This window comes from Enterobacter oligotrophicus, assembly GCF_009176645.1.
Lineage (GTDB): Bacteria > Pseudomonadota > Gammaproteobacteria > Enterobacterales > Enterobacteriaceae > Enterobacter > Enterobacter oligotrophicus.
In genome coordinates this window covers 2,664,676-2,680,005 of record NZ_AP019007.1, presented here as the reverse complement: position 1 = coordinate 2,680,005, position 15,330 = coordinate 2,664,676, and the positions used below count along the sequence as shown (strand labels likewise).

13 protein-coding genes are annotated in these 15,330 nt (G+C 53.0%); 9 read left to right on the top strand and 4 right to left on the bottom strand.

Translation table 11 applies throughout. The features are described from left to right. Positions 1-22: 22 nt before the first annotated feature. Complete coding sequence (gene xylA / locus EoCCA6_RS12820) at positions 23-1,345, bottom strand: xylose isomerase (protein WP_152082973.1); 1,323 nt, start codon at positions 1,343-1,345, stop codon at positions 23-25. A 372-nt stretch (positions 1,346-1,717) separates the two neighbouring features. Here xylA and xylF point away from each other — a divergent pair, with 372 nt between their 5' ends. The 4 genes from xylF (at position 1,718) to xylR (ending at position 6,696) form a co-directional block, all read left to right on the top strand. Then, positions 1,718-2,710 (top strand): D-xylose ABC transporter substrate-binding protein, encoded by a 993-nt coding sequence (xylF, locus tag EoCCA6_RS12815; protein ID WP_152082972.1) that lies wholly within the window; start codon positions 1,718-1,720, stop codon positions 2,708-2,710. Between the two features lie 72 nt (positions 2,711-2,782). Further along, positions 2,783-4,324, top strand: a complete 1,542-nt coding sequence (locus tag EoCCA6_RS12810) for a xylose ABC transporter ATP-binding protein (RefSeq protein ID WP_152082971.1) — start codon at positions 2,783-2,785, stop codon at positions 4,322-4,324. Continuing rightward, positions 4,302-5,483: a xylose ABC transporter permease XylH gene (xylH, locus tag EoCCA6_RS12805; protein ID WP_152082970.1), complete on the top strand. Its 1,182-nt coding sequence runs from the start codon at positions 4,302-4,304 to the stop codon at positions 5,481-5,483. The genes EoCCA6_RS12810 and xylH overlap by 23 nt, the downstream gene beginning before the upstream one ends. Before the next feature lie 34 nt (positions 5,484-5,517). Then, entirely contained in the window at positions 5,518-6,696 is a 1,179-nt protein-coding gene (gene xylR, locus EoCCA6_RS12800; RefSeq protein ID WP_152082969.1) for a D-xylose utilization transcriptional activator XylR, read from the top strand. 37 nt (positions 6,697-6,733) lie between these two features. Here the strand turns inward: xylR and EoCCA6_RS12795 are convergent, their stop codons facing one another. Beyond that, positions 6,734-7,558 (bottom strand): protein bax, encoded by an 825-nt coding sequence (locus EoCCA6_RS12795; RefSeq protein WP_152082968.1) that lies wholly within the window; start codon positions 7,556-7,558, stop codon positions 6,734-6,736. Between the two features lie 314 nt (positions 7,559-7,872). Between EoCCA6_RS12795 and EoCCA6_RS12790 the strand changes: the two genes are divergently transcribed. Both EoCCA6_RS12790 and avtA read left to right on the top strand, forming a co-directional pair. Continuing rightward, positions 7,873-9,903, top strand: a complete 2,031-nt coding sequence (locus tag EoCCA6_RS12790) for an alpha-amylase (protein ID WP_152082967.1) — start codon at positions 7,873-7,875, stop codon at positions 9,901-9,903. Between the two features lie 177 nt (positions 9,904-10,080). Beyond that, entirely contained in the window at positions 10,081-11,337 is a 1,257-nt protein-coding gene (avtA, locus tag EoCCA6_RS12785; RefSeq protein ID WP_152082966.1) for a valine--pyruvate transaminase, read from the top strand. A gap of 4 nt (positions 11,338-11,341) precedes the next feature. Here the strand turns inward: avtA and EoCCA6_RS12780 are convergent, their stop codons facing one another. Continuing rightward, positions 11,342-11,812: a 4Fe-4S binding protein gene (locus EoCCA6_RS12780; protein ID WP_152082965.1), complete on the bottom strand. Its 471-nt coding sequence runs from the start codon at positions 11,810-11,812 to the stop codon at positions 11,342-11,344. Between the two features lie 3 nt (positions 11,813-11,815). After that, complete coding sequence (gene yiaJ, locus EoCCA6_RS12775; protein WP_152082964.1) at positions 11,816-12,634, bottom strand: IclR family transcriptional regulator YiaJ; 819 nt, start codon at positions 12,632-12,634, stop codon at positions 11,816-11,818. A gap of 222 nt (positions 12,635-12,856) precedes the next feature. Between yiaJ and yiaK the strand changes: the two genes are divergently transcribed. The 3 genes from yiaK to EoCCA6_RS12760 are packed head-to-tail and all read left to right on the top strand — an operon-like array spanning position 12,857 to position 15,286. Then, positions 12,857-13,855 carry a 3-dehydro-L-gulonate 2-dehydrogenase gene (gene yiaK / locus EoCCA6_RS12770; protein WP_152082963.1) on the top strand — a complete coding sequence of 333 codons (999 nt, stop codon included), beginning with the start codon at positions 12,857-12,859 and terminating at the stop codon, positions 13,853-13,855. 10 nt (positions 13,856-13,865) lie between these two features. Continuing rightward, complete coding sequence (locus EoCCA6_RS12765; RefSeq protein WP_152082962.1) at positions 13,866-14,333, top strand: YhcH/YjgK/YiaL family protein; 468 nt, start codon at positions 13,866-13,868, stop codon at positions 14,331-14,333. Positions 14,334-14,359: 26 nt separating this feature from the next. Further along, the gene (locus EoCCA6_RS12760) at positions 14,360-15,286 is read left to right on the top strand and encodes a DUF4862 family protein (protein ID WP_152082961.1); all 927 of its coding nucleotides are present in this window, start codon (positions 14,360-14,362) and stop codon (positions 15,284-15,286) included. Positions 15,287-15,330 lie beyond the last annotated feature (44 nt).

The window sequence follows — 15,330 nt, the reverse complement described above, 5'->3', positions numbered from 1 at the left end:
TACGCTGACCGGGCCTACGTTATTACTTATCAAACAGATAGTGATTCACCAGGTTTTCCAGCAGTTCCTGATGCCCGCTCTGGTGCTGCGGTGCCAGGTGATGCTGTTCAGCGTACTGCGCGATCTCAGCAAGCGATAACTGACCTTTCAAAATTTGCTGGCCCAGCTCACTGTTCCAGCCGCTATAGCGTTTCGCCACACGTTTATCCAGCTCGCCATCTTCAATCATACGAGCCGCCACTTTCAGCGCCAGCGCCATGGTATCCATTGCGCCGATATGGCCGTAGAACAGATCGTATTTGTCAGTGCTCTGACGACGCACTTTGGCATCGAAGTTAAGGCCACCGGTGGTGAAACCGCCCGCTTTGATGATTTCGTACATCACCAGCGCATTCTCTTCCACGCTGTTCGGGAACTGGTCAGTGTCCCAGCCCAGTTGCGGGTCGCCACGGTTAGCATCCACAGAGCCAAAGATACCCAGCGCAATCGCAGAGGCAATTTCGTGGTGGAAAGAGTGGCCCGCAAGCGTGGCGTGGTTAGCCTCAATGTTGACTTTGATCTCTTTTTCCAGACCAAACTGCTTCAGGAAGCCGTACACCGTGGCAACGTCATAATCGTACTGGTGCTTCGTTGGCTCCTGCGGCTTCGGTTCTATCAGCAGCGTACCGCGGAAACCGATTTTGTGTTTGTGCTCAACGACCATCTGCATAAAGCGGCCAATTTGTTCACGCTCCTGGCGCAGATCGGTGTTCAGCAGGGATTCATAACCTTCGCGGCCGCCCCACAGGACATAGTTCTCGCCACCCAGTTGATGCGTGGCATTCATCGCGGTCACAACCTGAGTGGCTGCCCAGCTAAACACTTCCGGGTCCGGGTTAGTTGCTGCGCCTGCGCCATAGCGTGGATTGGTGAAGCAGTTCGCCGTCCCCCACAACAGTTTCACGCCGCTTTGTTGCTGTTTTGCCGCCAGCACATCCACCATCTGCGCGAAGTTATTCAAATACTCTTTCAGTGACGCGCCTTCCGGGGAGACATCCACATCATGGAAGCAGTAGTACGGTACGTTCAGCTTGTGGAAGAATTCAAACGCGACATCCGCTTTACGTTTCGCCAGTTCGATGGCTTCGCCAGGTTGTTGCCATGGTCGGTCAAAAGAGCCAACACCGAACATGTCGGCACCGTTCCAGCAGAAGGTATGCCAGTAACAGGCGGCAAAGCGCAGATGGTCTTCCATGCGCTTACCCAGCACCAGCTCATCCGGGTTGTAGTGACGAAATGCTAAAGGATTGGTGGTTTTCGTGCCTTCGTAACGAACGCGATCGAGTTGGTCGAAATAGGCTTGCATATTGAGCTCCATAATCAGGGTATGCGGCGAGGTGTAATGACGTAAGTAATAGTGAATACACATTCCGGCTTGCTCAATTACGTTATTTCACACTGCTATTGAGAGAATGCACAACTGTGCGCTGGCTCGCAAAATAATGTGCAGACAAACTATTTTTCGGCGCGTATTCCAGAATCAAATGTAATTAATAGGTTACGCATTTTAAAATCCGATCGCGGTCATAAATTCAGAAATAAACCAAATATCGTAACGAGAAGATAAAAATCTGTAATTGCCAGACCGCCTTTCCACGTTAAAAATTTGCTGCGTCTCAGCAGTGAATGTTTCTTTTATCTCAACAGCAACGTACTCCTACAAAAAGGCCCAATAATTATGAAGATAAAGAACCTGTACCTGACTCTCTGCACTACTCTCCTGCTTGCCAGCTTTGCCGGACATGCGAAAGAGGTCAAAATCGGCATGGCGATTGACGACCTGCGCCTGGAGCGCTGGCAAAAAGATCGCGATATTTTTGTTAAAAAAGCAGAATCTCTTGGCGCAGAGGTATTCGTTCAGTCGGCTAACGGCAACGAAGAAACGCAAATGTCGCAAATTGAAAATATGATCAACCGTGGCGTCGACGTGCTGGTCATTATCCCGTACAACGGCCAGGTATTAAGTAACGTCGTTAAAGAAGCCAAACAGGAAGGCATAAAAGTTCTGGCATATGACCGCATGATTAATAATGCGGACATTGATTTCTATATTTCATTCGATAATGAAAAAGTCGGTGAATTACAGGCAAAAAGTCTGGTCGATAAAGTGCCTCAGGGGAATTATTTCCTGATGGGTGGCTCACCGGTTGATAACAACGCCAAACTGTTCCGTGAAGGACAAATGAAAGTCCTTAAGCCATATATTGACGACGGCAAAATTAAAATCGTCGGCGATCAATGGGCTGATGGCTGGCTGCCAGAAAATGCGCTGAAAATTATGGAAAATGCATTAACGGCGAATAACAACAAAATCGACGCCGTTGTAGCCTCTAACGATGCAACGGCTGGCGGTGCGATTCAGGCACTCAGCGCACAGGGTCTGGCCGGGAAAGTCGCTATTTCGGGCCAGGATGCCGACCTTGCTGGCGTGAAACGCATTATTGCAGGCACCCAAACCATGACGGTTTATAAGCCCATCACCGAGCTTGCAAATACGGCCGCAGAAATTGCCGTTGAGCTGGGAAATGGTCAGCAGCCGAAAGCCGACGCTTCTCTGAACAACGGGCTGAAGGACGTCCCGTCTCGCCTGCTTACGCCAATTGAAGTCAATAAAGAGAACATTGACGCCACGGTGATTAAAGACGGTTTCCACAAAAAGAGTGAATTGTAATTCAGCGCTGCCCCTGCCTGGCGGGGGCGCATCGATTTGTACTGTTCTTCCTTCGGGCCATGTGGAGCAGTTATGCCTTATTTACTTGAAATGAAAAGCATCACCAAAGCCTTTGGCGCAGTGAAGGCGGTCGACAATGTCAGCCTGCGGCTGAACCCTGGCGAAGTGGTGTCATTGTGCGGTGAAAATGGTTCCGGCAAATCAACGCTGATGAAAGTGCTGTGCGGCATCTACCCTTACGGCAGCTATGACGGCGAAATCGTCTTTGCCGGTGAAGTCATTCAGGCCACACATATTCGCGATACCGAACGAAAAGGCATCGCTATCATTCACCAGGAACTGGCGCTGGTGAAGCACCTCACTGTGCTGGAGAACATTTTCCTCGGAGCCGAACTTTCACGCCACGGTGTGCTGGATTACGACACCATGACGCTGCGCTGCGAAAAACTGCTGGCGCAAGTGAGCCTTGCCATCTCACCGGACACCCGCGTGGGCGACTTAGGTCTGGGCCAGCAACAACTGGTTGAAATCGCCAAGGCACTGAACAAACAGGTCAGGCTGTTAATCCTTGACGAGCCGACGGCCTCGCTCACCGAACAGGAAACGGCCGTCCTGCTCGACATCATCCGCGATCTGCAAAACCACGGCATCGCCTGCATCTATATTTCGCACAAACTCAATGAAGTAAAAGCCATTTCAGACACCATCTGCGTGATCCGCGACGGCCAGCATATCGGCACGCGCGAAGCGGCAGGTATGAGTGAAGATGACATCATCACCATGATGGTAGGGCGCGAGCTGACTGCGCTGTACCCGAACGAACCTCATACTGTTGGCGAGGAAGTGCTACGGGTGGAAAATCTGACCGCGTGGCATCCCGTTAACCGTCACATCAAGCGCGTAAATAATATCTCCTTCTCGCTGCACCGGGGAGAGATCCTCGGTATTGCCGGACTGGTTGGTGCAGGGCGTACCGAGGCCGTGCAATGCCTGTTTGGTGTCTGGCCTGGACGCTGGGAAGGCACTATTTATATCGACGGCCAGCATGTAAAGATTGAAAACTGCCAGCAGGCGATTGCCCGTGGTATTGCCATGGTGCCAGAAGACCGCAAAAAAGATGGCATCGTGCCAGTCATGGCTGTCGGTAAAAACATCACGCTGGCGGCCCTCAGTCAGTTTTCCGGTGCGCTGAGCAGCCTGGATGACGCTGCCGAGCAGCAGTGTATTCTCCAGTCACTCACGAGACTTAAGGTGAAAACCTCCTCCCCGGATCTGGCCATTGGACGCCTGAGCGGAGGCAACCAGCAGAAGGCGATTCTGGCACGTTGCCTGCTCCTGAATCCGCGCATTTTGATCCTCGATGAACCCACTCGCGGGATTGATATCGGTGCGAAATATGAAATCTACAAACTGATTAATCAGCTTGTGCAACAAGGGATTGCCGTCATCGTCATTTCGTCTGAACTCCCCGAAGTGCTCGGCCTGAGCGACCGCGTGCTGGTCATGCATGAAGGGAAACTGAAAGCCAACCTGATTAACCAGAACCTGACACAAGAGCAGGTGATGGAAGCCGCCTTAAGGAGCGAACGCCATGTCGAAAAGCAACCCGTCTGATATCAAAGTCGCTGTTCCGACGCCCGGCGCTTTCGCGGGGCTAAAAGCGCTTAACATGCAGGTTTTTGTGATGATCGCCGCGATTATTGCCATTATGTTGTTCTTTACCTGGATGACTGATGGCTCGTACTTAAGCGCGCGTAACGTCTCAAACCTGCTGCGCCAGACCGCCATCACCGGCATTCTGGCCGTAGGGATGGTCTTTGTCATTATCTCTGCGGAAATTGACCTGTCGGTGGGGTCGATGATGGGTCTGCTCGGCGGCGTGGCGGCAATTTTTGACGTCTGGCTTGGCTGGCCGCTGCCGCTGACAATTGCCGTCACGCTGGTGCTCGGTCTGTTGCTCGGAGCCTGGAACGGCTGGTGGGTGGCGTACCGTAAAGTGCCGTCGTTTATCGTCACCCTCGCCGGGATGCTGGCCTTCCGTGGGATTTTGATTGGCATTACCAACGGCACGACCGTCTCACCAACCAGTGCCGCGATGTCGCAGATTGGGCAGAGTTACCTCTCAGATGGCGTCGGCTTTACGCTGGGTGTTGTGGGTCTGATAGCATTTGTGGCATGGCAGTGGCGGGGACGAATGCGCCGTCAGGCACTAGGTCTGGCCTCTCCGGCATCAACGTCCGTGGTGGGACGTCAGGCACTCACCGCGGTGATTGTGCTGGGTGCTATCTGGCTTCTGAACGACTACCGCGGCGTCCCGACGCCCGTACTGCTGCTGGCACTTTTGCTTCTGGGCGGCATGTTTATGGCGACGCGCACCGCGTTTGGACGCCGTATTTATGCCATCGGCGGTAACCTTGAGGCGGCGCGTCTGTCAGGCATCAACGTGGAGCGAACGAAACTCGCCGTCTTTGCCATCAACGGCCTGATGGTAGCCATTGCGGGGTTGATCCTCAGCTCGCGTCTGGGGGCGGGTTCACCCTCAGCCGGTAATATTGCAGAGCTGGATGCTATCGCTGCCTGCGTTATCGGCGGCACCAGTCTCGCAGGCGGTGTGGGCAGCGTAGCCGGTGCGGTGATGGGCGCATTTATTATGGCTTCGCTGGATAACGGGATGAGTATGATGGACGTCCCGACGTTTTGGCAGTATATCGTCAAGGGTGCCATTCTTTTGCTGGCAGTCTGGATGGACTCTGCCACCAAGCGGCGTGCCTGAGAACAGTATTGTTACTTATTTGGGAAAGTAAGCCATGTTTGAAAAGCGTCACCGCATTACGTTGTTATTCAATGCCAACAAAGCCTACGATCGCCAGGTGGTTGAAGGGGTTGGGGAATATTTGCAGGCGTCGCAATCCGAGTGGGATATTTTCATTGAAGAAGATTTTCGCACCCGTCTTGAGAACATCAAAGACTGGCTGGGCGATGGCGTAATCGCGGACTATGACGATCCCGTGATCGAGCAATTGCTGAGTGGCGTCGACGTCCCCATTGTGGGCGTCGGCGGCTCTTATCACACGCCTGAGCACTACCCGCCCGTGCATTACATTGCCACCGACAACCACGCGCTCGTTGAAAGCGCATTTCTGCATCTAAAAGAGAAAGGCGTACATCGCTTTGCTTTTTACGGTTTACCGGCCTCAAGCGGTAAGCGCTGGGCGGTAGAGCGTGAGCACGCATTTTGCCAGCTGGTAGCCCAGGAGAAGTATCGGGGTGTGGTGTACCAGGGGCTGGAAACCGCACCGGAAAACTGGCAGCACGCGCAAAACCGCCTGGCGGACTGGCTGCAAACGTTACCGCCGCAAACAGGAATTATTGCCGTAACAGATGCCCGTGCCCGTCATGTACTGCAGGTTTGTGAGCATTTACATATTCCAGTACCTGAAAAGCTGTGCGTCATTGGTATCGATAACGAAGAACTGACGCGATACCTGTCACGCGTGGCATTGTCCTCGGTGGCACAAGGCACACGTCAGATGGGCTACCAGGCCGCTAAGTTGCTTCATCGTTTGCTGGATAACGAAGCGTTGCCGCTTCAGCGCCTGCTGGTTCCCCCTGTGCGCGTAGTGGAACGACGCTCCACTGACTATCGCTCGTTAAACGATCCGGCCGTGATTCAGGCCATGCACTATATTCGTAATCACGCCTGCAAAGGCATCAAGGTTGATCAGGTACTGGATTCTGTCGGTATTTCTCGTTCGAATCTGGAGAAACGTTTTAAAGAGGAAGTGGGTGAAACCATCCACGCGGTCATTCATGCCGAAAAGCTGGAGAAAGCGCGCAGCCTGTTGATCTCCACCTCGCTTTCCATCAATGAAATCTCGCAGATGTGTGGCTATCCGTCATTACAGTATTTTTATTCGGTATTCAGAAAGGAGTATGACACCACGCCGAAAGAGTATCGGGAACGGCACAGCGAAGTGTTGATATAGAAACAAAAACGCCTTCCAGTGGAAGGCGTTTTTTGAGTTACATATGCGCGGCGATTAAGCGCTGGTTATCCTGGTACATCGCGAACAAATAGTTGTTATAGCGCTGCCCCTGCGTGGAATACCCTTTCAGCTTGTGGATCATCGTACTTGCCGTCACTTCCTGATCCGCCTTACGCAACTGAGCGCGTGATTTACGGAACGAAGCGTAAGCAGGGTGCGTGTTCAGGTTCACCACATAGGCATTCACGGAATCTTTTACAGACGCAAACTGCGAATACCCCTTCACTTTGCCTGGCGCATTGGCGCAACGTCCTTTCGCACATTTCATGCCGAAGAGGTTGTTGTTGTTACGCGCAAGTTTCGAGGTTCCCCAGCCGCTTTCGGCTGCAGCCATCGTCGCTACCATGCTGCCAGGAATGATATCCACGCGCTCTAAAAGCGAGTTCCACGGCACGCGACGCGTGTTGCCGCTCCATTTCACTTTATAGCGTTTGGTAATTTCTTTCAGGCGCGAGCGTTCAGACGGCGACCAGCGGCTATCGTACTGTTTGGCGATCAGCCAGTTACGATCCGCCGTAATCGCGGCATTTTGACTTGTGATGTAAGGCATTACCGTCCGGAGAAACGCTTTTTTCCTTGGTGTTCCGGAAGGGTATTTTCGCAAATCAGGAAGTGAACTACTCTTTGCACTATTGCGAGAATACTCTTGTTTACTGCTAACCTTACTACTTGTCGTCTTTATAACGTGGGCTTTCTTACTCGTTGTATCCGTGTGCGTCTTCGCAAGCACCTCACCCGAAAATGCCATGGTGAGTAACATGAGTATCGCGGCCCCATATCGTCGAATGGGAGTCGATATCATTAGGTCTCCTGGTCGGATATAAACATTCCAACACCTTATTTTTTTCACAAATTTGAGAGCGGAATCTCAAATCATAGCAAAAATAGACTTCAAGAGCACGTATAGAAATAGTCCAATTCCGAAACTATGTCACCTGAAAGCGGCTCACTAAAACATCATTTCTGAAAAAATGTGCGCGATATCGCAGATAACTGCTTAATTTTGCGCGCGATCACTCATCCTTTCGCGTCCTCCTGGCAGAAAGCGCCAGGGGAGGAGTTTTTCATCTGCACCCGATGGCACACTGGTTAAAAATGCCGCGACAGGAAAATGGAATGAAACGCACCGCAATCGCTTTTCTGCTACTACCCGCACTGGCACAGGCAGAGTGGTCATCACCTGGATTTAGCGCGTTTAACGCCGAAGGCACCGGGGTTTTCACCAGCCAGGCAAAGCTGACGAAGGGTACGCGTCCCCTGACGTTACGTTTTGACAACGCGTGCTGGCAGCCAACAGACGCCATAAAACTCAACGAGATGCTTTCGCTCAAACCGTGCGAAGGTACGCCACCGCAGTGGCGATTGTTCCGCGATGGTGAGTACCAGATGCGCATTGATACGCGGTCAGGCACGCCCACGCTGATGTTAACGGTTCAAAGCGCGGCAGAACACCCCGTCGCCAGCGTCATGCGTCAGTGCCCAAAATGGGACGGTAAACCGCTGACGCTGAACGTTAGCCACACTTTCCCGGAAGGAACCGTCGTGCGCGATTTCTACAGCAAACAGACCGCGACAGTCCAGAACGGCCAAATCACCCTCCAGCCTGCCGCCAACAGCAACGGCCTGCTTCTGCTTGAGCGTGCCGAAACTGACAAACCGGCACCGTTTAGCTGGCAAAACGCCACCGTCTATTTCGTGCTGACCGATCGCTTTGTTAATGGTGACACAACGAATGACAACAGCTACGGCCGACATAAAGACGGTATGCAGGAGATTGGCACCTTCCACGGCGGCGATCTTAAAGGGCTTGCCAGCAAGCTCGACTATTTACAGCAACTGGGCGTCAATGCGCTCTGGATCAGTTCTCCGCTGGAGCAGATCCACGGCTGGGTGGGCGGCGGTACAAAAGGTGATTTCCCCCACTACGCCTATCACGGTTACTACACGCAGGACTGGACAACGCTCGATGCGAACATGGGCACCGAAGATGACTTACGCCACCTTATCGACGAAGCGCACAAGCGCGGTATCCGTATTCTGTTCGACATCGTGATGAACCATACGGGCTACGCTACGCTGGCGGATATGCAGGAATTTCAGTTTGGTGCTTTGTACCTTCAGGGTGATGAGCTGAAAAAAACGCTGGGCGAACGCTGGACCGACTGGAAGCCAGGCGCTGGTCAAAGCTGGCATAGCTTTAATGATTACATTAATTTCAGCGATAAAGCCGCATGGGAAAAATGGTGGGGCAAAAAGTGGGTCCGCACCGATATTGGTGATTATGACAATCCCGGCTTCGATGATTTGACCATGTCGTTGGCATTCCTGCCGGACGTGAAAACCGAATCCACAACGCCTTCCGGTTTACCTGAATTTTATCAACACAAGCCAGATACCCATGCTAAAGCGATTCCAGGCTACACCCCGCGTGATTATCTGACTCACTGGCTCAGCCAGTGGGTACGTGACTACGGTATCGACGGCTTCCGGGTCGATACCGCAAAACACGTTGAACTCGACGCGTGGCAGCAACTGAAAGATCAGGCAAGCCAGGCGCTGGCCGCGTGGAAAGCCGCCAACCCGGATAAAAAGCTCGATAATGCCCCGTTCTGGATGACCGGTGAATCCTGGGGACACGGCGTCATGCAAAGTGAGTATTACCGCCACGGTTTCGATGCGATGATCAACTTTGACTACCAGGAACAGGCGGCAAAAGCGGTAGATTGTCTGGCCAATATGGACCTCCTCTGGCAGCAGATGGCGGAGAAACTGCAGAGTTTTAACGTACTGAGCTATCTCTCTTCACACGATACGCGACTGTTCCGCGAAGGCGGGCAACGCGCCGCAGAGCTGCTCCTGCTGGCACCGGGAAGCGTGCAAATCTATTACGGAGATGAATCAGAACGTCCATTCGGGCCGACAGGCTCCGACCCGCTGCAGGGAACGCGCTCAGATATGAACTGGCAGGACGTAACGGGCAAGCAGGCGTTAGCCGTCGCCCATTGGCAGATTTTAGGCCAGTTCCGCGCCCGTCATCCGGCGATTGGCGAGGGCAAGCAAACCACGCTTCCGCTGAAAGAAGGTTATGGCTTTGTGCGTGAACATAAGGGCGATAAAGCCATGGTGGTGTGGGCAGGGAATCAGTAGCCTTTACTTTCCCTCTCTTCCCGCAGAAGAGAGGGAAACACCACCAGAACAATTCACTACACAAATTCAAACCCACCACACAAAACAACAAACCACACCGCACCTCCTGATTTGCACCCGCTCGATGCTAGCGTTATGGTTACCCACTTTCATAATAAGCCCGACAGATCACCTGCTATGACCTTTTCACTTTTCGGCGACAAATTTACCCGCCATTCAGGCATTACCCGCCTGATGGAGGATCTCAACGATGGGCTGCGCACACCGGGCGCAATCATGCTCGGCGGCGGAAACCCGGCTCAAATCCCGGAGATGAATGCCTATTTCCAGACACTGCTGGCGCAGATGCTGGAAAACGGTAAAGCGACCGATGCGCTTTGCAACTACGACGGCCCTCAGGGTAAAACCGAGCTACTGAAACTCCTCGCCGACATGCTGCGTGAAGAGCTGGGTTGGGATATCGAACCACAGAATATTGCTCTGACTAATGGCAGCCAGAGCGCATTTTTCTACTTGTTCAACCTGTTTGCAGGACGACGTGCCGACGGCACCACCAGAAAAGTGCTGTTCCCGCTGGCACCAGAGTATATCGGCTATGCCGATTCCGGCCTTGAAGAAGACCTGTTTGTCTCAGCGCGTCCGAACATCGAACTGCTGCCGGAAGGCCAGTTCAAATATCACGTCGATTTTGAGCATCTGCATATCGGTGAAGAGACTGGGATGATCTGCGTGTCACGTCCCACCAACCCGACCGGCAACGTGATTACCGATGACGAGCTGATGAAGCTGGATGCGCTGGCAAATCAGCACGGCATCCCTCTGGTTATCGATAACGCCTATGGCGTGCCGTTCCCTGGGATTATCTTCAGCGAAGCACGTCCGCTGTGGAATCCGAACATCATCCTGTGCATGAGCCTCTCCAAACTGGGCCTGCCAGGCAGCCGATGCGGCATCATTATCGCCAATGAAAAAATCATCTCCGCCATTACCAATATGAACGGCATTATCAGCCTTTCACCTGGCGGTATTGGTCCGGCGATGATGTGCGAGATGATTAAACGCAACGATCTGCTGCGCCTGTCGAATGAGGTCATTAAGCCGTTCTATTATCAGCGTGTTCAGGAGACTATCGCGATCATTCGCCGCTACTTACCGGAAGAACGCTGCCTGATCCACAAACCTGAAGGGGCAATTTTCCTGTGGCTGTGGTTTAAAGATCTGCCGATCACCACTGAACTGCTTTACCAGCGTCTGAAAAAACGCGGCGTACTGATGGTGCCGGGCGATTATTTCTTCCCAGGGCTGGATAAGCCGTGGCCGCACACGCACCAGTGTATGCGCATGAACTACGTTCCCGACCCGGAGAAAATCGAAGCGGGTGTTAAAATTCTCGCCGAAGAGATTGAGAACGCCTGGCAAGAAGAAAGTCAGTAAGCACTCACACCAGGTGATGCAGCCGTTCGGCGCGTAATCTGGCGGGATCAACACAGCGTAACGCGTGAGTCGGACATGCTTCAACGCAGGCAGGTCCGCTCTCGCGATGCGCGCATAAATCACATTTCAACGCCTGGGTATTATTTCCCACCCACCGAACCTGCATTGCCCCAAACGGACAGGCCACCATACAACTTTTACACCCAATACAACGCGCCTGCTCCACCCGCCAGAACCCTGCCGCGCGGCGGATGGCATTTGTCGGGCAGACATTGGCACAAGGGGCATCTTCGCACTGATGGCAACCGACAGCCGTGGTGAACGAACCGCCCTTAACCACCTGAATACGGGATGTGAAGGCTTTCGGGGAGACGGAAGCACAGTCCTCGGTTTCCTGATGCGACACCACGCAGGCCACTTCACAGGTGCGGCACCCGATGCATTTTGTCGAATCTGCCACGATAAATCGGTTCATCTGTTACGCCTCGCGTACGTTAAAACCCAGTTCTTTTGAGATCGCTTCTGCCGTTTCACGCAATGGTTTGAGCAGATTTTTCTCGCCAATCTGCTTCATGCGGGAAGTCGACAGTGAAATGGAAATCGCATACGGCACGCGGCCATGAATATCAAACACCGGTACGGCAATACAGGAGACACCCAGCTCGTTCTCTTCTTTGTCCATCGCCATGCTGTGCTCACGGATTTCCGCCAGCTCATCATACATGGCGCTCAGTTCGGTGATGGTGTTGCGGGTCAACGGCTGGATCTGTTCCTGGTGGCTTTCCCAGTAACTCGCCACGTAATCCTGATGGCCAAACGCCATGTAGATCTTACCCATTGCCGAACAATAGAGCGGCATATGCTGGCCGATATAAGCACGCGTGCGCAGCATGCCGGTCGTCGGCTCCAGTTTGTAAATCAGGATGGCGTGATCGTCTTCACGGCTGGAGAAGTTCACCGTTTCTCCGGTCGCGATATTCAGCGTCTCAAGATGCGGTGCCGCCACGTGGATGATATTCAGCGATGACAGGGCCTTTTGCCCAACGGCAATGAATTTGGTGGTCAGGCGATAGCTGCCCGCCGCAGGCGCTGGCGTCACGTAGCCGCAAGACTGCAGCCCCTGCAATAACCGGTGCACGGTGCTCTTATTCAGCCCTGCAAGTTCTGACAAATGCGCCAGTGGGCACCCGTTCGGATAGTTACTGAGGATCTCAATCAGCATCAGGCCGCGAAACAAGCTCTGGCTACCTGCGGGCCTCTCTTTTTCTTGCGTCATTTCGCTCTCTTTCATGCTCATCAAATGGCTCCTTTTTGTCGCGCCCTGATGGTAGCGCAAAGTGTGGTTCAGTTCACGATCTCAACAGAAAAAACACAACCGTTTGATTTTAATCGATTTTGAAAATCATGAATGTCGTTGATCTGTCAAAATTTGATCGTTATATTTGAAATCAGATTTCGCATAGTGAAATTTAGAGATAAAAAAGCACTCACACTTGCCCCTAAAAACAGGAGAACAGGGATGAAAGTGACCTTTGATGAGTTGAAAGCGGCATTCAACCGGGTTCTGCTCGAACGTGGCGTGAAAGCAGATACCGCGGATGCGTGCGCCGAGATGTTTGCCCGCACCACGGAATCCGGCGTCTACTCACACGGCGTGAACCGTTTCCCGCGTTTTATTCAGCAGCTTGATGCTGGCGACATCATCCCGGACGCCCTGCCAGAACGTATTACCACGCTGGGGGCCATCGAACAGTGGGATGCCCGGCGTTCCATCGGCAACCTGACGGCGAAGAAAATGATGGATCGCGCCACCGAGCTGGCTTCCGATCACGGTATTGGCCTGGTGGCGCTGCGTAACGCGAACCACTGGATGCGCGGTGGCAGCTACGGCTGGCAGGCGGCGGAGAAAGGCTATATCGGAATTTGCTGGACCAACTCCATCGCCGTGATGCCGCCGTGGGGATCAAAAGAGTGCCGTATTGGCACCAACCCGCTGATCGTCGCGATCCCATCCAGCCCAATCACTATGGTGGATATGTCGATGTCGATGTTCTCCTACGGCATGCTGGAGGTGAATCGTCTGGCTGGGCGTGAACTGCCGGTGGATGGCGGCTTTGATGACGCAGGCAACCTCACTAAAGAGCCGGGTGTGATTGAGAAAAACCGCCGCATTCTGCCGATGGGCTACTGGAAAGGTTCTGGTTTATCCATCGTGCTCGATATGATCGCCACCCTGCTCTCCAATGGCTCTTCCGTGGCGGAAGTGACTCAGGACAACAGCGATGAGTACGGCGTGTCGCAGATCTTTATTGCCATCGAAGTGGATCGCCTGATCGACGGGCCAACCCGCGATGCCAAACTGCAGCGCATCATGGATTTCATCACCACTGCGGAACGGTCCGACGAAAACGTCGCTGTCCGTCTGCCGGGGCATGAGTTTACGCGCCTGCTGGAAGAAAACCGCCGCAGCGGCATCACCGTTGACGACAGCGTATGGGCAAAAATCCAGTCTCTGTAAGGAGTGGGCCATGCTATTCGGACATATTTCGCAGCCAAATCCGTGTCGCCTGCCGCAGGCGATTGAAAAAGCACTTAATTTTCTGCGCACCACGGATTTCACCACGCTGGAGCCGGGCGTGGTGGAAATTGACGGGCGTAACATCTTTGCTCAGGTGCTCGACCTGACCACCAGAGAGCCGCATGAGAATCGCCCGGAGATCCACCGCCGCTATCTTGATATTCAGTTCCTGGCCTGGGGGGAGGAAAAAATCGGTATCGCTATTGATACCGGTAATAACGAAATAAGTGAGTCATTGCTGGAACAGCGGGATATTATTTTTTATCGCGACAGTGAAAATGAATCATTTATCGAAATGATACCCGGCAGCTACGCCATATTTTTCCCGCAGGATGTTCATCGTCCTGCCTGTATTAAAAACAACGAAACTGCAATTCGTAAAATTGTGGTGAAAGTGGCACTCAGCGAATTAGATTAATTTTCTGAAAGATACAGGAAAGCGAAATGACCAACACCGGTTTTATTATTGGTGCGTACCCCTGCGCACCCTCGTTTCACCAGAAAGGGGAACACGAAGAGCAGGCCTTCTGGCGGGAACTTGCCGACACACCGTATATCCGTGGGCTGGAACAACCTTGTCTTGAAAATCTTCACCCATTTGGTGATGAATGGCTGTTTCGCCACACGCCGGGGGAGTGGCAAATTGTCGTAACGGCGGTAATGGAAACCATGCGCCGCCGTGGCACCAACGGCGCGTTTGGTCTGGCGTCTGCTGACGAAGCACAGCGCAAAGCCAGCGTTGAGTATTACCGTCATCTGCATCACAAGATTGAGGCCGTGAATACCCGCTTTCCAGGCAAAGTCATTGCCCTTGAAATGCAGGCGGCACCGCAGGCGGGTAATGCGTCTGTCGAACAAGCCACCGAGGCTTTCTCCCGCTCCATTCGTGAAATCGCGCAATGGGACTGGGCCTGCGATCTGCTACTCGAACACTGTGATTCCATGACCGGCCCCGCGCCACGCAAAGGGTTCTTACCCTTACAGCAGGTGCTGGACGTGGTGAAAGGAACGGATATCAGCGTGTGCATCAACTGGGCGCGGTCGGCCATTGAAGGGCGTAACACCACTCTTCCGGTTGAGCACGTACAGGCCGCGCTCCGGGCAGGAAAACTGGGGGCGCTGATGTTCTCCGGCACCGCCACCTGCGGAGAATACGGGGAATGGCAGGATTTACACGCACCGTTTTCTTCGTGCTGCACCGAAAGTTTAATGACTATTGAACATGCAAAAGCACTATTTACTGCGGCGAGCGCCGCAACATTGAAATTCTCCGGTATTAAGTTACTGGAAATAAATGCTAATGCTAACGTCAACCATCGCATTGCTATTTTGCGCGACGGCATTAGCGCCATGAATAAAGCAACGCAATAACAATAAAAAAATCCTTATTCCGGTTACATTGACTGAGACATAAA